Consider the following 21,039-nt stretch of genomic DNA (forward strand, 5'->3'; position numbering starts at 1 on the left):
CCGCGAAGCCCGCCTGCGCGCGCCGGGTAAGCGTCGCGCCTCCCGCAGGCGCGTGGATTGAAACTCTCAAAAGAGGAGGGGCGAGAACTAGGGATAAAGGTCGCGCCTCCCGCAGGCGCGTGGATTGAAACGGCCTGCATCTGCGCTATGCGCGTCTCGTAGCGCGTCGCGCCTCCCGCAGGCGCGTGGATTGAAACGAGCGGAGCGCGGTGGAAGTGTCACAACTCCTAAGTCGCGCCTCCCGCAGGCGCGTGGATTGAAACAAAGCACCGCTGGTGCGCGCAATCCTCAGCGGCCGTCGCGCCTCCCGCAGGCGCGTGGATTGAAACTGCTATTGATGCGCCGGAATCTGGTCAAGATTTTGTCGCGCCTCCCGCAGGCGCGTGGATTGAAACTCACTGATGTACCAAAGCAGTCAGGCAACACAAGCGTCGCGCCTCCCGCAGGCGCGTGGATTGAAACTCGACCCTGGTGCTGCAGCCGATTGTGAATTATGGTCGCGCCTCCCGCAGGCGCGTGGATTGAAACTAGGAGAGCACTATGAGTGGTGGTTTATATCCCGGTCGCGCCTCCCGCAGGCGCGTGGATTGAAACACCGATATAGCAATCAGCAAAATCGACGAAATAAAGTCGCGCCTCCCGCAGGCGCGTGGATTGAAACCTATCGCGAGATGTCGGAGGATGAAGCGGCACGAAGTTGCGCCTCCCGCAGGCGTGTAGCTGCGCCAGCCTGCTCAAGTGACTGTCAACCCGATCGTCATGCAGACTGGGCGCAGGCTCTTCCAATGTCGCTTGTTTATCCGTCGGGCAATTCGCGGCTGGCCAGTGCGGCGGCAGCAGCGCGGGTTTCTACGCCTAATTTCTCAAACACGTGTTCTAGGTGCTTGTTCACGGTGCGTGGGCTGAGGCCGAGGATGTCGGCAATATCGCGGTTGGTTTTGCCTTTGGCTACCCAGGAGAGCACTTCGGTTTCTCGTGGCGTGAGTGCTGCATTGGAGAGCCTGTTGCTGGTTTCGTTGACAAGGGGGCTGCCTGCATCGCTGTTGAGCAGAGTCAGAATCAGCATGGCTTCGGCCGATCCCGGTGCTGCGGTGTTGCGTACCCGCAAGCGCAGTTGCGACTCCAAAGGGCATTCAAAGCGGTCTTCTGTTTGCAAGCGCTCTAGCCAATCGCTGGGAATACGTGGTCGTTGGCTGGAGCCGTGTGCGCGCGCAAGCCTTTCGAGCCACAGGGCTGCGGTGGGTGATTGCCACACGATGTGACCCATGTGGTCCATGATGAGCACGCCCATGCCAGCGACATCGACGGCTTCGCGGGCCATGCGCGCCATGCGGGCGTTGTGGGTGTGGCGGGCCAGACGGGCCAGCACCTCTTCAATCCGAATGGGCTTGACTACGTAATCGACCCCGCCGCTTTCAAAGCCGCGCACGATGTCTGGGGTGTCTGCCAGCCCTGTCATGAACAGCACGGGAATGTGGGCGTGTTGGGGGGCTGCTTTGATGCGCTGGCAAGTCTCAAATCCTGAGAGACCGGGCATCACCCCATCCAGCAAAATGGCATCCGGCATCACGTGTTGCAAGCGTTGCAGGGCGGTTTCACCGCTGGTGGCAATCAAGACGGTATAGCCCTGGTCTTCCAGTGCATCGCACAGCATGCGCAGGCTGTTGGGGTCATCGTCCACCACCAATACCGTGGGCGCGCGTGTTGCTGGTGTGGATGCAGCGGAGGTCTTCGCGTTGTCGTTCATGCCGTTTTCATTCAATCAGTGGCCCGTTCTTTGCCCATGCGCTGCGCTTCGAGTACGGCAGGGGCGTTGTCAAGGGCTGGTATGTTCAATGCCTTGCTCAGCGATTCCAGATCAAACGCGTCCAGATGCATGCGAAACCATTGCACGTGCGGTTCGTGTTCGGCGGCGGGGCCTAAGCGTTTGTGCCATTTGTCGAGTGCGCGGTGCAGGCCGCGGATATGCCCCATTTGAATGAGCTGCAGTATCTCTGCGCGCTCTTGTTCGGTCAGGTCCCATTGCGTTGGTGTTGCTGGTGGCGCTTTGGTGGTGGGGCTTGGTGGCGCTTGCGTCAACCATTCGAGGTGGAGATGGTCTTGCAGCGCTTGCAGTAATTCGGATTCCAACACTGGTTTGCCCACAAAGGCTTGGCACTGATGGGCTTGCAACAACTCTTTTTGGTTATCGAACAGGTTGGCCGAGACGATGATGATAGGGGTATCAGTCATGCCAGCCTGGCGGATCGCGTCGGCGGTATCCCAGCCGTTGAGGTCGTCCATGGACAGATCCATCAAGATGGCATCGGGGCGAATGTCTTGCAGCAGCTCCAGACATTCGGTGCCAGAGGCCGCTTCGCGCACTGAGAAGCCCAAAGGCAGCAGCATGCCCGCCACCATTTGGCGGTGCAATGGCTGGTCATCGACCGAAACAATCGTGCGCGCTGGCCCCGTGAAACCGATGATGGCCTGCGGTGCTTCGGCCTTCCAGCCTGGATCAGGCACTTCGGGTAAATACAGGCGCAGGCGGAATGTGCTGCCATGTTCGCTGGTGTCTGCCAGCGTCAACTCACCGCCCATGAGAGAGGTGAGCAAGGCTGTAATGGTCAAGCCAAGCCCCGTGCCTTGTACGTTGGTGCGCCGCCCGGCCGAGCCACGCTCGAACGGTAAAAAAATACGCTGTCTGTCTTGCGCTGCAACGCCAGGGCCAGAGTCGATGATGTCGAACTGGAGCACTTCGCGTTGGCTGTTGACGTGCAATGTCACGTGGCCCTGCTCGGTGAATTTGACGGCGTTGGAGAGCAGGTTGATCAAAATTTGCCGCAATCGCTTGGCATCGGCATTCACCCAGCGGGCCAGTCGACCAGCATGGCTATAGTGAAACTGCAGGCCCTTGGCCTGTGCGTGCGGCGCAATCATGCGCACCACATCCTCCATGAATGATGCAAAAGGCAAGGGCTGGCGTTCAAGCTGCAGGCGGCCAGCCTCAATCTTGGCCAGATCGAGCAGTCCATCAATCAAACCCAGCATGTGCTCCCCGCTGTGGTGGATGGTGCGAATGGCATCGCGTGGTGGCGTGCTTTCATTGCGAAGCAAGATCTGGGTGTAGCCCAAGATGCTGTTCAGGGGGGTGCGCAGTTCGTGCGTCATGCCCGCTACATAGCGGGTTTTGGCCTGGTTGGCGGCATCGGCAGATTCTTTGGCGGCCTGCAAGGCAGCATCGGTGCGACTGTGTGCATCGATTTCCTGTAGCAGCAGGTGGTTGTGGCGGGTAGATTCTTCTTGCGCCATTTTCCGGCTCTCACTGGTCAGAACCACCCACCATGCGGCGACTGCCACCACGACAGACAGTACGGCAAATATCTTCAGGAAGATGACGCCTAAACCTTCGACCTGCAGACCCATAGCTTGGGCAGAAAACGATTCTTGCGCGTAGATCAGCCCCAATATGGTGGCCAGTAAGGCGACCAGCGACAGCGTGACACCGACGAAATGCGCCACGCGAAAATTGAAGCGTTCAGCCAGTCGAGCAGGCAGCCAGTGCTGTACCCAGCTGCGCACCTGCTCTGAGGCTTTGGATTGCTGTTTGCAGCGGTCATGGCAGCGCGATTCGAGTGTGCAACACAGCGAACAAATGGGCGCGCCATAAGCAGGGCACCAGGCCATGTCGTCTGATTCAAAGCTGTTTTCACAAATGGAGCACACAACGCTTTGCCCTGGGCTCCAGCGCGGTGCCTCTTGGCGAGCCAGGTAGTATTTGCCTTTGGTAAACCATGCCAGCAAAGGGGCTGCGCCCAGTGCGGAGAATAAGGCAATCAGCGACGAGAAAGCTTGCGCGGTGTGCCCGAGAGCGCCTGCATAAGCCAGCATGGAGGCGGTGACAGCGACCGCCATAGCACCAATGCCGACGGGGTTGATGTCATACAAATACGCCCGTTTGAATTCAATGCCTTTGGGGCTTAGGCCCAAGGGTTTGTTGATGACCAGATCCGCCACCAGCGCACCAATCCAGGCAATGGCCACATTGCTGTAAATACCCAGCACGTGTTCGAGCGCAGCAAACACGCCCAGCACCATCAGCAATACGGCAATGAGCACATTGAAGACCAACCACACGACGCGACCAGGGTGGCTGTGCGTGAGGCGCGCAAAAAAATTCGACCAGGCCAGAGAGCCAGCGTAGGCGTTGGTGAGGTTGATTTTGAGCTGCGAGACGATCACAAACAGCACCGTGACCGCCACCACGATAGCCGGATCGCTGAAGACGTAGCTGAATCCGGCCAAGTACATGCGCGTAGGTTCCACCGCTTGTTCGGTGGAGATTTGGTATTGGAGGGCAACAAAAGCCAAAAAGGCACCCCCCAGCATTTTGATGGCACCAGGGATGATCCAGCCTGGCCCAGAAATGAGCACTGCCATCCACCAGCGCCAACGGTTTGCGGTGGTCTTTTCTGGCAAGAAACGCAGATAGTCGACTTGTTCGCCAATCTGCATGATCAGGGCAATGGCCACCGTGATGGCAGCAGCAGCCATCACCGGATCGAAGCCACTGTTGCCAGAGATGCGCCCGACCAGACTGGTGAAATCACTGTAGAACGTGGGGTGCTTGAAATAGATAGCCAGAAAGGGCAGCACAATCAGCACCATCCATATCGGCTGGGTCCATAGTTGGAGGTGCGAGATCATGGTGATGCCGCGCATCACTAACGGAATAACCACCAAGGACGAGAGCAGGTACAGCACAGGCAGTGGCCAATCGACGTACAGCTGTAGCGCCAAAGCCAGTATGGCCGCTTCAAGTGCAAAGAAAATGAAGGTGAATGTTGCGTAGATCAGGGAGGTGAATGTGGAGCCGAGATAGCCAAAGCCAGCCCCCCTTGTGAGCAGGTCCATGTCCAAGCTGTAGCGTGCCGCGTAGTAAGCAATGGGCAGGCCTGTGAGGAAAATAATCAAGGCGACCACTGCAATGGCCACCACAGCATTGGTGAAGCCATAGCTCAGCGCAATGGCAGCGCCAATGGCTTCGAGCGCCAGAAACGATGTAGCGCCGAATGCGGTGTTGGCTACCTTGAATTCAGACCACGATCTGAATCGCCGTGGCGTGTAGCGCAGCGCATAGTCTTCCAAAGTTTCATTGCCGACCCAAGCGTTGTAGTTGCGCCTGATGCGCAGGATTTTTTGTGGACTGGCGGTCATGGCAAAGCAACGTGGCTGGGTGTGTGCAGTGGCTTGAAGCTAGGCGAAACAAAAATAACAAGGGCAGGTGGAGGGAATGTTCCAGTCACTAGGCCTGCACATGCGAGATGCGGGGTTCAGACAGTTCCTTCCATCTGGTTTTATGGCAAAACGGATAAAGCAAAAAATATGCCATTTCACCAATTTGGTGCGTGATTGTGTTTCAGTTTTTTTGAGAGGTTGGGGCTTTCTCCATGACAAGGGGGCGATGCACGATGTGATGGAGTCGCGATTGCTGACAGCTCGTCACAATCCGACGCAAGTTAGGCTGAACTTCACTTTACGGTATGGGTTCCCACAGGGTATTGGCCAGACTTGGCTTTGCGATGGCAATCATCCAAGGTCTGGCCGCTTTCCATTCCCAACAGGCTTGGCCTTGTCGTTCAAGCCGCTGCAGTTGAATTGATCTACCGCACGATGTTGGGCCCGCGGCAGCCTCGTAAGGCGGTTTGGCACCCGTATCGAAACCATGTGGCACTGTGCCATGCAGTGCAGCTTACGTGTTTCACTACTTGCGATGGTTTAGCCGTTGTCCATTGGAGAAAATCGGTTTGTCCCAATTGCGTCTGACATACAACCCCGCGCTGGACGGTTTACGTGCCATGGCGATTGTTTTGGTGTTCCTCTCTCACGCCCATGCACCGATGTTTGATGGTGCGTTTTTTGGTGTGGACTTGTTCTTCGTTTTGAGCGGTTTTTTAATCACCTCGCTCTTGCTCAAAGAGTTTCAGGAATCAGGACGGCTCGATTACTGGCGCTTCTATCGGCGCCGTTTTTTGCGCCTGGCGCCTGCCTTGTTGCTGTTTTTGGCTGCGTATTGGTTGGTGGCGCCGCTGGTGTGGCCGGATCTGGACGATGTGAATCAAGATGTACTGGTTTCTGCGCTGTACATGGCCGATTACGGCATTGCTTTTTTTGACAGCCCCAATACTTTGCTGCATATGTGGTCGCTCTCGGTGGAGGAGCATTTCTATTTGGTGTGGCCGCCGTTATTGGTGCTGCTGCTGGCCCATACCGCGCGAAAAAATCTCTGGCGCCCTGTATTGCTGCTGGCTGTATTGATGTTCGTGTGGCGTGCCTATTGGGTTGGCCAAGGGCAAGAGTTTTATGAGGTGTTTTTCCGCTTCGATACGCGTGCCACGGGCATGTTGATGGGCAGTGCCTTAGCCGCCGTTGCTGTGCACCGTGCTGAATGGATGGACGCCTTGCATGCCCGCCAGAAGCATCTGCTGTGGCTGTTGCCTGCGTTGCCCTTTGTGGTCATTGGCTACCAGTGGGGTGATGCTGGTGCCTTGTTATGGGGCTTTACCGTGGCTGAATGGGTTGCCGCAGTCATCATCATCGCGGTCATTAAGCAAAAAGGCTTGCTGTTTGACATGCTGAGCCTGCCTGCCTTGGTGTGGCTGGGCAAAATGTCCTACGGTATTTACCTGTGGCACTACCCAGTGGTGCGCTATTTGCGTGCCCATATGGATTGGCAATGGGTGTTGGTGTTGGGGCTGCCACTTTCGGCTGCTTTGGCTATGCTGTCGTTCTACACCATTGAGCGCTGGGCCTTGCGCTTGCGCGACCGTACTCCAACGCAGCGGCAGCCCATGGCCGTGGCTTATGGCGCAGCCTGAGCGAAGAACGTGCTGACGTTCTCAGAGGTTTGCTGGATTGGCCAGGGTCTGCGCCAGCCAGTGCGCGGCAATCTGTTCGCGCGTAGCGCACCAAATGCCCGCTGGGTCTGCGCTGCGGGCGCGGATGTGCGCAAGGATCTGGTCCAGCGCACGAATGCGGGCAGGGCGCCCCAGAATACGTGTGTGCAGGCCAATCGTGAGCATTCGCGGGGCATGCCGGGCCTCTTGCAGCAAGACTTCAATGGCTTCGATGGTATAGCGCGCAAAGTCTTCTGCGTGCACAAACCCACCTTGACTGAAAAAGCGCATGTCATTGGTGTCGAACCCGTAGGGTAAAACCACATAAGGTGCGCGTCCTTCTGGTTGCACGACCCAAGGCATATCGCTGCCGTAGTAGTCGCTGTCGTATGCAAAGCCCAATGACTGCAGAATGCTGCGCGTGTGTGTTGATGCAGAGGACTTGCAATGCCAGCCGCTGGGCAGGCGCCCCCAGTGCTCTGCAATGCAGGCCATGGTGCGTTCAATGTTCTGGCGTTCTTGATTGGGGTCTTGCAGCACAGGAGACTCCCAGCGCCAACCGTGCCCGCACAGTTCCCAGTTGTGTGCCAGCGCTTCTTGGGCTACCCATGGTGTGTGCTGCAAGGCGCGGCCGCAGACGTTCAAGGTCAATGGGCATTGGGCTTCAATGAAGCGCTTGGCAATGCGTTCGTAACCAGCGCGGGCACCGTATTCAAAGTGGGTTTCCATGCAGTAATCGGGCGCTCCTGCAATGGTGTTGACAACTTCGTGTGTGCCTTCATTGATGCCATCGCCTGCGCTGTAACGCAATTGCGCCCCCTCTTCAATATTCAGCACGAAGGAGATTGCTAAACCTGCTTCATGCGGCCAGCGCAGTGCCAGTTGGCTTGCTTGTGGGTGGTAGGGCGATGGGTGTGATTGCGGCATGGTGAAAGGATGAAGTGGGCTGAAACAGCAGTGTCAGTACAACGGAAAATGCTTTGCGATTGGCGGCACAATGCTTTTTTTCTTCTTTGGGAAACAGGCATATGCAACCAGCAGACCCGCAGACAGTGGATAGCCAAGAGGCAGCGCAGACAGGTGTGGCACAGGCGTTGCAGCGCGCCCGTAACACGGGCCAGCAAGTTGATGCTGCGCCGTTTGAGAGTGTGCTCACCAGCCATGCGCAGGCGTATGCTGTGCAGGTGCAAGTAGCGCAGGCCATGAAATGGTTCGACGGTGTGCCTGGTTATTGGAAATCTGGGGGCGGCAGTCGTGAGGCTGTACTCACCCATGCACCTCTGCCGCCAGCGGGGGTGTTTTCCAGCCCTGCGCAATTGGGTGATTGGCCTGCCCATGCACTGGGGATTGAGGCGGAGATCGCTTTGCGTTTGGGGCGTGATGTGACGCCCGAGCAAGCGTTGCAGCTGGATGGTTCGCATGCGCTGGCGTTGGTCGATGCCATGGCTGTCAGTGTGGAGCTGGTGGACTTTCGATGGAAGCAAGCCGCTGAAGCGCCTTTTCTGCTCAAACTGGCCGATTTGCAGTCGCATGGGGCTTTGGTGCTGGGGCCATGGCAGGCGTTTGAGGCGCGAGACTGGTCTGCGCAGCAGGCCAGCGTGCGCATTGGTGCGCGGACGACCAATGTGGTGGGAACCCATCCACTGGGTGACCCGGCTTGGTTGCTGCCGCAATGGTTGCGCCATGTCACGCAGCACTACGGCACCGTTGCTGCGGGCACTGTGGTGACCACAGGCAGTTGGAATGGCATGCCGTATGCGCAGGTGGGCGATACGGTGCATGTGCAGTTTGAGGGAATGGGCGAGGTGCATATACAGCTGTGACTGCAGGCGAATTTTTATGCGCTTGCATAGGCCTTGCCGAGGCCTATGCTGCAGGGATTGGCAAGAGGCGTCCATGGTGCTTGCTGCTCTGCTCATAGACTGAGCCTAGCTGCAGCAGCGCCTGGTCGGCACCGTAGGCGCCAGTGAGCTGGATGCCAATTGGTAATCCTGTTGCGCAGTTGTTCGGCAGTGTGCTGCCACAGTGGTGTGGGAGTGTTCAGCGCATCGCCTGGGGTAACCATGTGGCCAGTGAAGGCACGGCAATCATCAGCAAGGAAAACAGCAGCAAAACGATGACGTACGGAACGGCACCGATGATGGCGTCCCGGATCGAGCCTTTGTCTGGACGGATGCCGTGCACGACAAACAGGTTCATGCCTACAGGGGGGGTGATCAGACCCAATTCGCACATGATGACGATGAAGATGCCAAACCATACTGGATCGACGCCTAATGCGACGACGATGGGGAATGTGATGGGCACGGTGGCGACCATCAGGCTCATCACATCCATGAACATGCCCACGATCAAATAGAACATCAAAAGCATCAGCAAGGTCGCTGTTGCAGACAAACCAAAGGACGTAACCCATGCTGTCATGGCTTCAGCAACGCCTGTAAGGCCAATGGCGAGGTTGAGGATGAAGGCCGCTGTCATGATCAGCAAAATCATGCCGCTGGTGCGGGCAGTCTGCACAAAACAGTTTTGCAGCAAAGTCCAGTCGAGTCTGCCTGAGCGCCAGCAGAAGAACAAGGCGCAAGTCAGTCCCAGTGCTGCTGATTCAGTGGCAGTGGCAAAGCCGCTGTACAGGCTACCCATGACGACCAAGAAAACTACGCCGGGGGGAATCAAGTCTTTGAGCAAACGGATGCGTTCCATCAAAGGAACTTTGGGCTCGCGCTGGGTATTGCCTTCTACCAATGCTTGGATTAACACCCATAGCATGAAGAAACCCGCCAGCAGTAACCCAGGAATCAGGCCTGCCATAAACAACTGACCAATGGAGGTGTCGGTCAAAGAGCCATAGACAATCAAGTTGACTGAGGGAGGAATCAGAATGCCCAAAGTGCCACCTGCGGCAATAGAGCCCAATGCCGAGCTCATGCGGTAGCCTCGGCGGTGTAGTGAGGGCAGGGCTACTGTGCCTACTGTGGCTGCTGTTGCTACAGAGGAGCCGGAGGTCGCAGCAAAAAGCGCGCTGCAGCCAATATTGGCATGCAGTAAACCACCCGGCAGTCGACCCAGCCAAGCCCCAATGGCGCCGAACATGCGGTCAGCAATGCCAGAGCGCAGCAGCAATTCACCCATCATCACGAACAACGGAATGGCAGTTAGCAGGCTGTCATTGTGTACGCCCCAGACAACCGGTGCAATGGAGTTGATAAAGGGCAGACCATAGGCGGCGAGTCCGCCCAAAATACCGACAAAAGCCATTGAGGTGGCAATGGGCAGGCCCATGATGATCATGCCCAACATGCTGAAAAATCCCAGGAGGATGAATGCGGTGAAGGTCATGCTGCGCCTCGCTCGTTGCTGCCGGCTGTTAATGTCGGCGCTGCTTCATCTTGAGAGCGCGCTTGTAAATCTTCCAGTTCTTCGCTGACTTCTTCTTGTGTGGATTTAGGGGCTAATAAATCATCTATTTTTTGCCAGCGTCGCTGTAGCAACCACGCGGTAGACATGACGGCATAGACCGTGCATGCGATGGCAAAAATGGCAAGGCATAACACCCATACGGATTGAGGCCATACCAGTGGGGTTGCCCACGGGGTTTGAGATACGCTTTTGTACTCGTAGGAGTCGACCAGCGAGTTCCACCCTAACAAGGCCATCAGCAAGGCGAACGCCATCATCATGACGGCCGAAAGCCAGTTGATGGTGGTGCGCATACGCTTGGGAAAACGCGCAAAAAAAACATCAACCCGAACATGCGTGCGGCCCAGCAATGCCACAGTAAAGGCCAAGGTACTGCCAATGGCCAGTGCATAGCCGCCTAGCTCATCAGCACCTTGCATTGAGACGTTGAAGACTTTACGAATCACCGTCTCGAACGCCACGATCAATGAGAGACCGATGAAGATCAGCCCAAAAATTGTGGCCAGTATGGTTTCCAGTTTGTCTTTCATGGGCTGTCCTTATCAGTCGCGGGGCTTACTCGATACCGAGAACTTTGCCTGCGGTGGCTTTCCAGTTGGCTGAGCAGTCTTTATTGGCACGGTCGCAAATCTCAGCCCATGTCGGCACGGAGATTTTGGAGACGGCTTCTGTCAGTACCGCGCGATCGGCTTCTTGCAGGGGTGAATCAATGAGGTGGTACTTTTTGCCCAATTCGCAGCTGTCTTTGCCTGCGTTGCAGGCCATGGCATCAGCGGTCAGTTCTTCGGAATATTTCCAGATGTCATCGGTGAGTTTGGTGAATGCGGCCTGGAGTTTTTGCTGTTCTTCAGTGCTGAGTTCTTTCCAGCGTTTGAGGCTGATGCCGTAGCCATTCATGGCCATTTGTACGCCTAGTGCGTATTGATGCGTGGTGACTTCAGGCCAGCCTGAGCTGTTGGCTGAACTGGGGCCAGTGATGGCACAGTCCACCACGCCCAAAGACAACGCTTGGTGCACTTCAGTGAATGACAGAGGCACAGGTGAGGCGCCTACGCTTTCCATGAATTTCGCCAAGTTTTGGTCATACGTGCGTACCTTCAGACCTTTAAGGTCAGCCAGTGAAGCGACGGGTTTCTTGCAAAAAAGGATTTGTGGACCGAATGGCCAGGCACCCAACATCTTGACGTTGAACTGCTTTTGCAGGCGCTCATCGACCACAGGCAGGTACGCGTCGTAGATTTTCCGGGCTGTGGCGTAATCAGGCGCAGCACCAACCAGATCAAGGCCCAGCAGCGTGGGCTCGTCGCGGGAGTTTTGCGATACACGCAGCGAGACAATGTCGAACAAGCCCGCTTTCATGACGCGCAATTGCTCGGTGTCTTTGATGCCAAGTTGGTCCACTGGCTTGTAGTCTGCGTTGATGTTCAGGCCTGTGCGTTCTGCGAAGTTTTCAAAAAATGGGCGCTCATAGTTTTTTTGCACCATGCCGGTGGCGGCTGGTTGCCCGATGACTTTGTAGGTGGTTTGTGCCTGGCCGCTGCTGGCCATGGCCAGAGCTGCGACAGCACCTGCTGCGGCCATCAGATTGCGAAGTGGGAAGCGGATTTGGCGCGACATGGAAAGCTCCTGAGTGAGGGGGAAAGGAATAAAAGATGAGGGCGATCTTCAGCGCATGTGTGCCACGCGGATGGCCGATGCTGGAAGCAATGAGGAGGGCCCGCAAGAGATCAACTGACCACGGCCTGTGTGGGGGTGGAATTGCCCATCCCAGAGCACTTCGCCACGCGCGATCGTGATGCCCGGCCAGGCCTTGAGTGGCTGCCCTTCGTAGGGGGTGTAGTCCACGTTGTGGTGCAGTTTGTGGTTGTGGATGGTGTAGGGGCCTTCTTGCCAGACGACCAGATCGGCATCGCTGCCAATGGCGATCGTGCCTTTGCGTGGGTGCAGGCCAAAGGCCTTGGCGGGATTGGTGGCAGTGAGTTCAACAAAGCGTTGCGCACTGATGCGGCCACCGAGCACACCTTCTGAATACAACAAGGCCATGCGTGTCTCCAAACCGGGGATGCCGTTGGGGATATGGTCAAACGAGACTTCCTGACCTTGGGGATGTTTGCCTTGTTCGCCCTCGAAACGGAAAGGTGCATGGTCAGAGGAGAACACCGTGAAGAGACCGTTTTGCAAACCGCGCCAGATGTGTGCTTGGTTGCTTTTGTCACGCGGTGGGGGGCTGCATACGCAGCGCGCGCCTTGGTAGCTGTCGTCGATGCCCAAATCTTCTGCGCTGAGGAAGAGGTATTGCGGGCAGGTTTCAGCAAACACCTGTAAGCCATGGGCTCTGGCAGATTGGATTTGTTCCATGGCTTCATGCCCGGAGACATGCACGATCAGAATGGGCACATCGACCAACTCAGCCAAAGCAATGGCGCGGTGTGTTGCCTCGCGCTCGACCAACATGGGGCGAGCATGTGCGTGGTAGCGAGGTGCCGTGTGGCCTGCAGCTTTCAGGCGCTCCGTTAACCAAGCGATGCAATCGGCATTTTCAGCATGCACCATGGCCAGTGCCCCATGGTTGCGTGCCACGTCGAGGACATCCAGAATTTGCCGGTCTTGCAGCTTCAAATCATCGTAGGTCATGTACACCTTGAATGATGTGAAGCCTTGTGCGATCAAGGCAGGCAACTCTTGCTGCAACACTGCGGCAGTGGGGTCTGTGATGATGAGGTGAAAGGCGTAATCGACATGGGCGCGACCGGCTGCGCGTGCGCGATAAGCTTCTACTGCAGCCAACAGCGACTGCCCACGTTGTTGTGCCGCAAAGGGCACCAGTGTGGTGGTGCCACCGCAAACGGCAGAGCGCGTGCCCGACTCGAAATCGTCGGCCATGCGTAGGGGGCCGCTGGTGATTTCGTCGAGGTGGCAGTGGCCATCTACGCCGCCTGGCGTTACGACCCGGTGTGCTGCGTCGATCTCGCGCAATCCGGGAGCCAAGTCTTTACCAAGCTGTACGATGCGGCCGGCCTGGATGGCGATATCGGTTTCAAATTGATCGCTTGCCGTGACTGCCAAGGCATTGCGAACCACGAAATCAAACGGTGCAGGCATACAGAAATGAACCCCATATTCTGTAGACAAGTTGTTTTTTACTTTGTCTACATGAGTTTGAATACTTTTAAACGGTTCAATGCAATTTGTATGCCATGAAAATTTGACGATCCATTTTTCTCGGTAAGCCTCTTTAGGAGGTTGAGAAGATTGGCATTAAAAATGCTGCATGTTTGTTGACGTTGAGATTTTTTATTGTCGACAATTTGTTTTTTAAAGCCAATCTGGTGCGGTGCTGATGCCTGTGCCCCAAAACCATGCAGAAATCTATTCGACTGGGGGTTTTGACTCCTTCTTCTAATACGGCGCTGGAGCCTTTGACCAGTGCCATTGCCGCAGCTGTTCCGGGTTGCACTGCCCATTTCAGCCGTTTCAAGGTGACGCAAATTGCATTGAGCGAGCAGGCATTGGGCCAGTTTGATGACACAAACATTTTGGCTGCCGCTGATTTACTGGCTGATGCCAAGGTGGATGTGATTGGCTGGAGTGGTACAGCCGCAGGCTGGATGGGGTTTGATAAAGATGCTGTTCTGGCCCAGCGTATCACTGAGCGCACCGGGATTGCTGCCACTACAGCCATCTTGGCTTTGAATGAACTGATGGCTATTGGCCAGGTGCAGCGCTTGGCGATTGTTTCGCCATACACGCTGGATGTGCAGGAGCGCATCATGGGCAACTACGCTGCGCAAGGGGTTGAGGTGGTTGCGCACACGTATGAGGCGTTGAGCGACAACCATGCGTTTGGACTGCTCACGCCAGAGCTGCTATGGCAACGTATGCAGCAAACGCTGGTGGCCAAACCGCAAGCCATCGTGACGTACTGCACCAACTTGCGAGCAGCGCAATTGGCGCAACGCTTCGAGCAAGAATACGGTGTGCCTGTACTGGATACCGTGAGTACGACGGTTTGGGGCATGCTGCGTGCCGCTGGCGCTGACCCGGCCTTGGTGCGCAACTGGGGGCAGCTTTTTGACTGGCGCTGAACGATGATTGGGGCCTTATGAACACATCCACTAAGGCTGCGGGTATGCGCGCGGCTGACAACGCCCATCTCCATGCGGCGCATGATCCAATCTACGAAAAAATGTATGCCGCCATTTTTGAGCGGCGCTTACCCCCTGGTACCAAGCTGGGGGAAGACAAGCTGGCCGGAATTTTTGGTGTAAGCCGTGCGCGCATTCGCCAAACGTTGGCGCGCTTGGCGTTTGATCAAATCATTGAATTGATTCCGCAGCGCGGCGCTTTTGTCGCCTCACCTACACCGCAACAGGCACGCGATGTGTTTGAAGCGCGCCGCTTGATTGAACCGGCTTTGGTGGCGCGGTTGATTGGCGATGTGCAGCCAACCCATTTGGCGCAACTCAAAGCCCATGTGAAGCGGGAGATGGCAGCACGTGCCAGCGGGGACCAGCATGCCGTGGTGCGACTGTCTGGCGAGTTTCATACCTTGCTGGGAGATTTGGCTGGCAACAGCGCGCTGGCTGCATCGCTGCGGCAAATGTGCGCGCAAACGGTGCTCATCATCGCGCTGTATGACTCGCCCACGCGGCAGGCTTGTCGTGCTGATGAACATGAGCAACTGGTGGCCGCCATTGAAGCCAAAGACACGGGGCATGCTTGTGCCTTGATGCTGGAGCATTTGCGCCATATTGAGGCTGGTTTGGTGCTCCACAAGGATGCTGTGGAGGTTGATTTGCAAGCGGTTTTCTCAGATGCTTTGGAGTGAATTTGTATGCACATTGTGTTGATCAACCCCAACTCCAGTGCCGCTGTGACTGAGGCTTTAGCATTGCCCGCTCGGGCCATGTTGGGGCCTGAGGATGTGCTGCAGGCGCATTACTCCCGAGTGGGGCCTGTCGTGATTCAAACGCCAGAGCAGGTTCTGCAAGCTGCCGATGAGGTGCTGGCACTGGCGCAGCAGCATGCCCACCATTGCGATGGCGTCATCATTGGCATGTCGCTGGATGCGGGCCTGGCTTCTTTGCGCGCCCAGTGGCCAACGCTGCCCGTTGTGGGAATGACGGAGGCAGCCTGTTTGCATGCATGTTTGTTGGGGCCTCGTTTTGGTCTATTGACCTTGGGCGCTGATATGGCGCAGCTCTACCAAGCCCATGTGGCCAGCTTGGGCTTGGGCCACCGGCTCGAAGGCGTGGCTGTAGCGCCTTGGCCTGCATTGTCACCGCATGCTCAAGCAGAGCAAGTGCAGACAGAGGCTTTTTTACAGCTGTTGGCCCACGCGTGTCAGCCACTGCTTGAGCAAGGCGCTGCCAGTATCGTATTGGCAGGGGCGGTGCTGTCTGGTTTGGGGCGAGCGCTGGGGGCCATGCTAGGCGTACCTGTTCTGGAAGGAACGGCCTGTGCCGTAGGCTTGCTGCGCAGTGTGCATGCGCAGCGCTGAACGTGAAGTCTGTCCAGCGTGGTCTACGCGTTGAGAGGGCAGATGTGGGCGTTGGGTAGGGCCTTGCGCAAGGTAAGGCCATGGGCTGCGTAGTGCATACGCGCAGGGTATACGTCATTTGACGTATTGGCGCTAAGCGTGGTGCGGCGCACCATAGCGGCTATGGCGATGCAACCCATGGCACAGCTTGGTTGCAGCGTCTGAGGCATTGCTCAATGTCGCTTTCCTTAACCCTGCATGGAGTCTTCGCATGTCCAACACACCCAAACTCCCTTCTGATTTGCTGGCGATGCGCCGTCGCCGTTTGCTGCAAGGTGCAGCTGCTTTGCCTTTGATGGGCATGGGCCTTGGTAAAGCCGCCTTCGCTCAGGCGCCTGCCACAGCAGCCGTCAATACCACAGGCTTAGCGGTAACGGATACTGAAGTGACGGTGGGGATCTTGCATTCCGCTACCGGTACCATGGCGATTTCTGAAACCGGCTCCATTCAGGCCGAGTTGCTGGCGATCAAACAAATCAACGAAGCGGGCGGTATCTTGGGGCGCAAGATCAAGGTGATCCGCGAGGACGGTGCTTCGGATTGGCCGACATTTGCTGAAAAATCCCGCAAGCTTTTGGTCAACGACAAGGTGGCCACAGTGTTTGGTTGCTGGACTTCTGCGTCGCGCAAAGCGGTGTTGCCGATCTTTGAAAAAGAAAACGGCCTGCTGTACTACCCAACTTTCTATGAAGGTTTGGAGCAATCTAAAAACGTGATTTACACCGGCCAGGAAGCGACGCAGCAGATTTTGTGGAGTTTGGATTGGGGCGCTAAAGAGAAGAATGCTAAGACTTTCTTCTTGGTCGGCTCTGACTACATCTGGCCACGCACCTCCATGAAAATTGCGCGCAAGCACATCGAGTCGGTTGCCAAACTCGGTTCTGTCAAGGGCGAAGAGTACTACCCATTGGGCCACACCAACTTCAATTCTTTGATCAACAAAATCAAGATTGCTAAACCCGATTGCATTTTTGCCGCTGTAGTGGGGGGCTCGAACGTGGCGTTCTACAAGCAGCTCAAAGCCGCGGGGATTACCGGCGATAAGCAGTTCTTGCTGACCTTGTCGGTCACAGAGGACGAGATGACCGGCGTGGGTGGCGAGAACTTCAATGGCTTCTATTCGTCGATGAAATACTTCCAAACACTGGAGAACGACAACAACAAGAAGTTTGTGGAAGCGTTCAAAGCCGAATACGGTGCCAATGCCGTGATTGGTGATGTGACGCAAGCTGCTTATCTGGGCCCATGGCTGTGGAAGGCAGCGGTGGAGAAGGCAGGCAGTTTTGATGTGGACAAGGTGGTGGCTGCATCGCCTGGCATTGAATTGCCAACCGCGCCAGAAGGCTTTGTCAAGATCGATGCCAACCACCACTTGTGGAGCAAGGCCCGCATCGGTCAAGGCCAACCTGATGCGTCCTTCAAGGTGGTGGCTGAGTCGCCTGAGCTGATCAAACCCGATCCATTCCCTGCTGGCTACCAGTAATTGTTGACATGGCGCCATGCGCTTGAAGACGGGTGCATCGCATCTTTGATGTGGTGAGCCAGTGCGATTCAGGGCGCAGGCTCAGCCCAACGCTGCCTGCGCCTTTGGCATTTTCAAACCCCTTGAACACGACGCGATTGATGCCCGAGCAGTTGCTGCATAAGCGAGCTGTGGGCAAGAAAAGGAGCAGGCCATGACCTGGACGGATATCTGGAACATCACCCTGATGCAGGGGTTTGCGGGCTTATCGCTGTTTGCGGTGCTGCTGTTGATGGGGTTGGGGCTGGCCATTATTTTTGGTCAGATGGGCGTGATCAACATGGCCCACGGGGAGTTTATGACCATTGGCTCATACGTCGTGTTCATGGCCTCAGTGTTCACCCAGAGCTACATGCCCAACTTGATGAGCGCTTATTTTCCTGTGGCGATTGTGCTGGCCTTTATGGTGGCATTTTTGGCTGGCTGGCTGCTTGAATGGGCTTTGATTCGCCATCTCTACAAACGCCCGCTGGATACTTTGTTGGCCACTTGGGGTGTTTCACTGGCTTTGCAACAATGCTTTCGCACCTTTATCGGCCCCAAGGAAGTGAGCCCCACGTTACCGGACTGGCTGATGGGTTCCTGGTCGCCAGCTGAAGGGCTGGATATTCCGATCAATGGCATGTTCGTGCTGGGCTTAACCGTATTGGTCACATGCTTGGTGATGCTGGCGTTGTACAAGAGCCGTTGGGGCTTGCGGGTACGCGCTACCGTGAGTAATCGCGTCATGGCCAATGCGATTGGCATCGACACCAAAAAGACCGATCGTTTTACTTTTGCGATTGGCTGCGGAATTGCTGGCGTGGCGGGGGCTGCCTTCACCACGATTGGTTCTACCGGCCCCACATCCGGTTCGCTGTACATCGTGGACTCCTTCTTGGTGGTGACTTTTGGTGGTGCAGCAAGCTTGTTGGGTACGGTGGCTTCGGCGTTCGGGATTGCACAGACACAGTCGATTGCAGAGTTTTTCTTGACCGGCTCCATGGCCAAAGTGCTGACTCTCTCGCTCATCGTGGTCATTTTGATGATCCGCCCACAAGGTTTGTTTGCCAGCAAGGTGCGTCGTTAATCGACCTCCAAGAGACTGCAAGGAGTTACCCAACATGAACGCACTCAAACAATGGATTGAACGCTACCAGTTGCTGAGCCTGGTGGTATTGACGGTTTTTTTGGTGGTGGTCTTGCCACTGACGCTGGACATCTTTCGCCTGAACTTGATTGGCAAATACCTGTGTTACGCCTTTGTCGCTGTGGGCCTGGTGATGCTGTGGGGTTATGGCGGTATTTTGAGCTTGGGCCAAGGCGTATTTTTTGGCTTGGGTGGCTATGCGATGGCGATGTTCTTAAAGCTTGAAGCCTCTGACCCAGAAAGCACCAAAATCCAATCAACCCCAGGTATTCCAGACTTCATGGATTGGAACCAGATCACCGAGCTCCCGTGGTTGTGGGTGCCTTTCAAAAGTCTGCCGCTGGCTTTGATTGCGGTGGTGCTGATTCCCATGGCTTTGGCCTGGGTCGTGAGTTTTGCGATGTTCAAGCGCCGTGTGAGCGGGGTGTATTTCGCCATCATCACGCAGGCTGTTGCCTTGATTTTGACGGTGCTCATCATCGGTCAGCAAGGTTACACGGGCGGCGTCAATGGCATCACCGATTTGAAAACCATGCTGGGCTGGGATATCCGTACCGATGAAGCCAAGTACATCCTCTACTTTGTGTGCTGTGCGTTGCTGATTGGCGCCATTGTGTTGTGCCGTTGGGTTCAAACCAGCAAGTTGGGCACTTTGCTTTTGGCTATGCGGGACAAGGAAGATCGGGTGCGTTTTTCTGGCTATGACGTCTCGGCATTTCAAGTCTTTGTGTTTTGTCTGGCCGCTGGTATTTCCGGTATTGGTGGCGCTATGTTCACGCTGCAAGTGGGCTTCATGTCGCCGTCGTTTGTGGGCATCGTGCCTTCCATTGAGATGGTGATTTATGCCGCAGTCGGTGGGCGCATGAGCTTGGTCGGGGCGGTCTATGGCACTTTGCTGATCAATGCAGGCAAGACCGCGTTTTCAGAGAGTTTCCCGGATGCATGGCTGTTCATGATGGCCGCCCTCTTTATCGGTGTGACGATGGCCTTCCCCATGGGATTGGCAGGGGTGTGGGAGCAGCACATCAAGCCGCGCCTCTTTAAACGCAAGGGTGCAAGAGAGGCTACCTTGGAATCCAAAGAAGGGAGCGCAGCATGAGTGCGACCAATACGGATTTCGCGTTGGCGATTGAGGATTTGACCGTGTCCTTTGATGGCTTCAAAGCCATCGACAACCTGACTTTATACATCGATAAGAATGAGTTGCGTGTAGTCATTGGCCCTAATGGCGCTGGCAAAACCACGCTGCTAGATTTGATTTGTGGCAAGACCCGTGCAACGGGGGGCTCGATCAAATTCAAGAACCAGGAGGTGACCAAGATTGCTGAGTACCAACGTGTTCGCCTGGGGATGGGACGCAAGTTCCAGACACCGTCGATTTACGAAAACCTTTCGGTGTTCAAGAATCTGGAGGTGTCTTACCCCTCAGGGCGTTCAGTGTTGGGCGCGCTGGCCTTCAAGTGCACTGATGACGTGCGCCAGCGTGTGCAAGAGGTGGCCCAAGACATTGGCTTGGCAGACAAGCTGCAACTGGAGGCAGGCTTGCTCTCGCATGGGCAAAAACAGTGGCTGGAGATCGGCATGCTGCTGATGCAAGACCCAGAGTTGTTGATGCTTGATGAACCCATTGCAGGTATGAGCGCCAGTGAACGCGACCAAACCGCCGACTTGCTCAACCGCATCTGCAAAAACCGCGCAGTGATTGTGATTGAGCACGACATGGATTTCGTCAAGCGCATCGCCCACAAAGTCACGGTGATGCACCAAGGCAAGATTCTGGCTGAGGGCTCGATGGAGAAAGTGCAATCCGATCCGCAAGTGATCGACGTTTATCTGGGGCATTGAATATGACGCAAGCCAACCTCCAAGTACAAGACGTGTACACGGCCTATGGCCAAAGTGAAGCTTTGCACGGCATCTCGTTTGACGCCATGCCCAATGAGACCGTGGCCATCATGGGCCGCAACGGCATGGGCAAGACAACACTGTTTAAAAGTCTGATGGGTGTTTTGCCTCTGAAAAGCGGCAAGGTGATGGTGGCAGGGCAAGACATCTCCAAAGATGAGAGCTTCAAGCGCGTGGCCAAAGGCATTGCCTACGTGCCGCAGGGGCGCATGATTTTCCCGACCTTGACCGTAGAAGAAAACATCCAAACGGGGTTGGAGAATGCTAAGGATAAAGTGATTCCAGAAGAGATTTATGCGCTCTTTCCGGTGCTGTTTGACATGCGACGGCGCAAGGGCGGCAACCTCTCTGGCGGGCAGCAGCAGCAGCTGGCCATCGCCCGCGCTTTAGTGACCAATCCGCGCGTATTGCTGCTTGATGAACCTACCGAGGGCATTCAACCTTCCATCATCAAAGACATTGCCAAGGCGCTCAACGAAATCCGCGAAATGCGCAAACTCACCATCATCGTGTCTGAGCAGGTGCTTTCGTTTGCGATGGATGTGGCCGATCGTCTGTTCGTTATTGAGGGCGGCAAGCTTGTGCACGAAACCGCCCGTGCCGATACCGATCAGGCCCATATCAAGTCCTATCTCTCTGTGTGAGGCCT

17 protein-coding genes and 1 CRISPR repeat array (1 of these 18 cut by a window edge) are annotated in these 21,039 nt (G+C 56.0%); of the genes, 10 read left to right on the plus strand and 7 right to left on the minus strand.

Going from position 1 to position 21,039, the window contains the following annotated elements; all coding sequences use genetic code 11:
- Positions 1 to 661: direct repeats of the CRISPR family, unit length 32 nt; unit sequence GTCGCGCCTCCCGCAGGCGCGTGGATTGAAAC (it extends 560 nt beyond the left edge of the window).
- A gap of 135 nt (positions 662 to 796) precedes the next feature.
- Together E9531_RS03575 and E9531_RS03580 are read right to left on the minus strand one after the other, a co-directional pair.
- The gene (locus E9531_RS03575) at positions 797 to 1,747 is read right to left on the minus strand and encodes a response regulator transcription factor (protein WP_136572376.1); all 951 of its coding nucleotides are present in this window, start codon (positions 1,745 to 1,747) and stop codon (positions 797 to 799) included.
- 11 nt (positions 1,748 to 1,758) lie between these two features.
- Positions 1,759 to 5,196, minus strand: a complete 3,438-nt coding sequence (locus E9531_RS03580) for a hybrid sensor histidine kinase/response regulator (RefSeq protein ID WP_136572377.1) — start codon at positions 5,194 to 5,196, stop codon at positions 1,759 to 1,761.
- Between the two features lie 584 nt (positions 5,197 to 5,780).
- Between E9531_RS03580 and E9531_RS03585 the strand changes: the two genes are divergently transcribed.
- On the plus strand, positions 5,781 to 6,857 hold the full coding sequence (locus E9531_RS03585) for an acyltransferase family protein (protein WP_425293555.1): 1,077 nt from the start codon (positions 5,781 to 5,783) through the stop codon (positions 6,855 to 6,857).
- 21 nt (positions 6,858 to 6,878) lie between these two features.
- On the opposite strand, the gene E9531_RS03590 is transcribed toward E9531_RS03585, so the two are convergent.
- On the minus strand, positions 6,879 to 7,802 hold the full coding sequence (locus tag E9531_RS03590; RefSeq protein ID WP_136572378.1) for a polysaccharide deacetylase family protein: 924 nt from the start codon (positions 7,800 to 7,802) through the stop codon (positions 6,879 to 6,881).
- Between the two features lie 101 nt (positions 7,803 to 7,903).
- Here E9531_RS03590 and E9531_RS03595 point away from each other — a divergent pair, with 101 nt between their 5' ends.
- Entirely contained in the window at positions 7,904 to 8,698 is a 795-nt protein-coding gene (locus tag E9531_RS03595) for a fumarylacetoacetate hydrolase family protein (protein WP_136572379.1), read from the plus strand.
- 217 nt (positions 8,699 to 8,915) lie between these two features.
- Here E9531_RS03595 and E9531_RS03600 read toward each other — a convergent pair whose 3' ends face one another.
- Genes E9531_RS03600 through hydA form a run of 4 tightly spaced genes read right to left on the minus strand, consistent with a single transcriptional unit; the run spans position 8,916 to position 13,397 of the window.
- Complete coding sequence (locus tag E9531_RS03600; RefSeq protein ID WP_136572380.1) at positions 8,916 to 10,214, minus strand: TRAP transporter large permease; 1,299 nt, start codon at positions 10,212 to 10,214, stop codon at positions 8,916 to 8,918.
- Positions 10,211 to 10,825, minus strand: a complete 615-nt coding sequence (locus E9531_RS03605) for a TRAP transporter small permease subunit (RefSeq protein ID WP_136572381.1) — start codon at positions 10,823 to 10,825, stop codon at positions 10,211 to 10,213. The genes E9531_RS03600 and E9531_RS03605 overlap by 4 nt, the downstream gene beginning before the upstream one ends.
- A gap of 25 nt (positions 10,826 to 10,850) precedes the next feature.
- Positions 10,851 to 11,912, minus strand: a complete 1,062-nt coding sequence (locus tag E9531_RS03610) for a TRAP transporter substrate-binding protein (protein ID WP_136572382.1) — start codon at positions 11,910 to 11,912, stop codon at positions 10,851 to 10,853.
- Between the two features lie 48 nt (positions 11,913 to 11,960).
- Positions 11,961 to 13,397 (minus strand): dihydropyrimidinase, encoded by a 1,437-nt coding sequence (gene hydA / locus E9531_RS03615; RefSeq protein ID WP_136572383.1) that lies wholly within the window; start codon positions 13,395 to 13,397, stop codon positions 11,961 to 11,963.
- A 257-nt stretch (positions 13,398 to 13,654) separates the two neighbouring features.
- Between hydA and E9531_RS03620 the strand changes: the two genes are divergently transcribed.
- The 8 genes from E9531_RS03620 (at position 13,655) to urtE (ending at position 21,034) form a co-directional block, all read left to right on the plus strand.
- Entirely contained in the window at positions 13,655 to 14,380 is a 726-nt protein-coding gene (locus E9531_RS03620) for a maleate cis-trans isomerase family protein (protein ID WP_136572384.1), read from the plus strand.
- A gap of 17 nt (positions 14,381 to 14,397) precedes the next feature.
- On the plus strand, positions 14,398 to 15,123 hold the full coding sequence (locus E9531_RS03625) for a GntR family transcriptional regulator (RefSeq protein ID WP_136572385.1): 726 nt from the start codon (positions 14,398 to 14,400) through the stop codon (positions 15,121 to 15,123).
- Positions 15,124 to 15,129: 6 nt separating this feature from the next.
- The gene (locus E9531_RS03630; RefSeq protein ID WP_136572386.1) at positions 15,130 to 15,795 is read left to right on the plus strand and encodes an aspartate/glutamate racemase family protein; all 666 of its coding nucleotides are present in this window, start codon (positions 15,130 to 15,132) and stop codon (positions 15,793 to 15,795) included.
- 250 nt (positions 15,796 to 16,045) lie between these two features.
- The gene (gene urtA / locus E9531_RS03635) at positions 16,046 to 17,317 is read left to right on the plus strand and encodes an urea ABC transporter substrate-binding protein (RefSeq protein WP_136572387.1); all 1,272 of its coding nucleotides are present in this window, start codon (positions 16,046 to 16,048) and stop codon (positions 17,315 to 17,317) included.
- A 193-nt stretch (positions 17,318 to 17,510) separates the two neighbouring features.
- Positions 17,511 to 18,425: an urea ABC transporter permease subunit UrtB gene (gene urtB, locus E9531_RS03640; RefSeq protein ID WP_136572388.1), complete on the plus strand. Its 915-nt coding sequence runs from the start codon at positions 17,511 to 17,513 to the stop codon at positions 18,423 to 18,425.
- A gap of 34 nt (positions 18,426 to 18,459) precedes the next feature.
- The gene (gene urtC, locus E9531_RS03645) at positions 18,460 to 19,584 is read left to right on the plus strand and encodes an urea ABC transporter permease subunit UrtC (RefSeq protein ID WP_136572389.1); all 1,125 of its coding nucleotides are present in this window, start codon (positions 18,460 to 18,462) and stop codon (positions 19,582 to 19,584) included.
- Positions 19,581 to 20,330, plus strand: a complete 750-nt coding sequence (gene urtD / locus E9531_RS03650; RefSeq protein WP_136572390.1) for an urea ABC transporter ATP-binding protein UrtD — start codon at positions 19,581 to 19,583, stop codon at positions 20,328 to 20,330. The genes urtC and urtD overlap by 4 nt, the downstream gene beginning before the upstream one ends.
- A gap of 2 nt (positions 20,331 to 20,332) precedes the next feature.
- A complete protein-coding gene (urtE, locus tag E9531_RS03655) occupies positions 20,333 to 21,034 on the plus strand; it encodes an urea ABC transporter ATP-binding subunit UrtE (protein WP_136572391.1) in 702 nt (233 codons plus the stop codon).
- Positions 21,035 to 21,039: the final 5 nt, after the last annotated feature.

It is taken from the genome of Lampropedia puyangensis, from assembly GCF_004833285.1.
GTDB classification, from domain to species: domain Bacteria; phylum Pseudomonadota; class Gammaproteobacteria; order Burkholderiales; family Burkholderiaceae_C; genus Lampropedia; species Lampropedia puyangensis.

Bases quoted from the DNA above. Each gene is read 5' to 3' on its own strand.
- E9531_RS03575 (WP_136572376.1), bottom strand. From the start codon at position 1,747: ATGAACGACAACGCGAAGACCTCCGCTGCATCCACACCAGCAACACGC.
- E9531_RS03580 (WP_136572377.1), bottom strand. From the start codon at position 5,196: ATGACCGCCAGTCCACAAAAAATCCTGCGCATCAGGCGCAACTACAAC.
- E9531_RS03590 (WP_136572378.1), bottom strand. From the start codon at position 7,802: ATGCCGCAATCACACCCATCGCCCTACCACCCACAAGCAAGCCAACTG.
- E9531_RS03595 (WP_136572379.1), top strand. From the start codon at position 7,904: ATGCAACCAGCAGACCCGCAGACAGTGGATAGCCAAGAGGCAGCGCAG.
- E9531_RS03600 (WP_136572380.1), bottom strand. From the start codon at position 10,214: ATGACCTTCACCGCATTCATCCTCCTGGGATTTTTCAGCATGTTGGGC.
- E9531_RS03605 (WP_136572381.1), bottom strand. From the start codon at position 10,825: ATGAAAGACAAACTGGAAACCATACTGGCCACAATTTTTGGGCTGATC.
- E9531_RS03610 (WP_136572382.1), bottom strand. From the start codon at position 11,912: ATGTCGCGCCAAATCCGCTTCCCACTTCGCAATCTGATGGCCGCAGCA.
- hydA (WP_136572383.1), bottom strand. From the start codon at position 13,397: ATGCCTGCACCGTTTGATTTCGTGGTTCGCAATGCCTTGGCAGTCACG.
- E9531_RS03620 (WP_136572384.1), top strand. From the start codon at position 13,655: ATGCAGAAATCTATTCGACTGGGGGTTTTGACTCCTTCTTCTAATACG.
- E9531_RS03625 (WP_136572385.1), top strand. From the start codon at position 14,398: ATGAACACATCCACTAAGGCTGCGGGTATGCGCGCGGCTGACAACGCC.
- E9531_RS03630 (WP_136572386.1), top strand. From the start codon at position 15,130: ATGCACATTGTGTTGATCAACCCCAACTCCAGTGCCGCTGTGACTGAG.
- urtA (WP_136572387.1), top strand. From the start codon at position 16,046: ATGTCCAACACACCCAAACTCCCTTCTGATTTGCTGGCGATGCGCCGT.
- urtB (WP_136572388.1), top strand. From the start codon at position 17,511: ATGACCTGGACGGATATCTGGAACATCACCCTGATGCAGGGGTTTGCG.
- urtC (WP_136572389.1), top strand. From the start codon at position 18,460: ATGAACGCACTCAAACAATGGATTGAACGCTACCAGTTGCTGAGCCTG.
- urtD (WP_136572390.1), top strand. From the start codon at position 19,581: ATGAGTGCGACCAATACGGATTTCGCGTTGGCGATTGAGGATTTGACC.
- urtE (WP_136572391.1), top strand. From the start codon at position 20,333: ATGACGCAAGCCAACCTCCAAGTACAAGACGTGTACACGGCCTATGGC.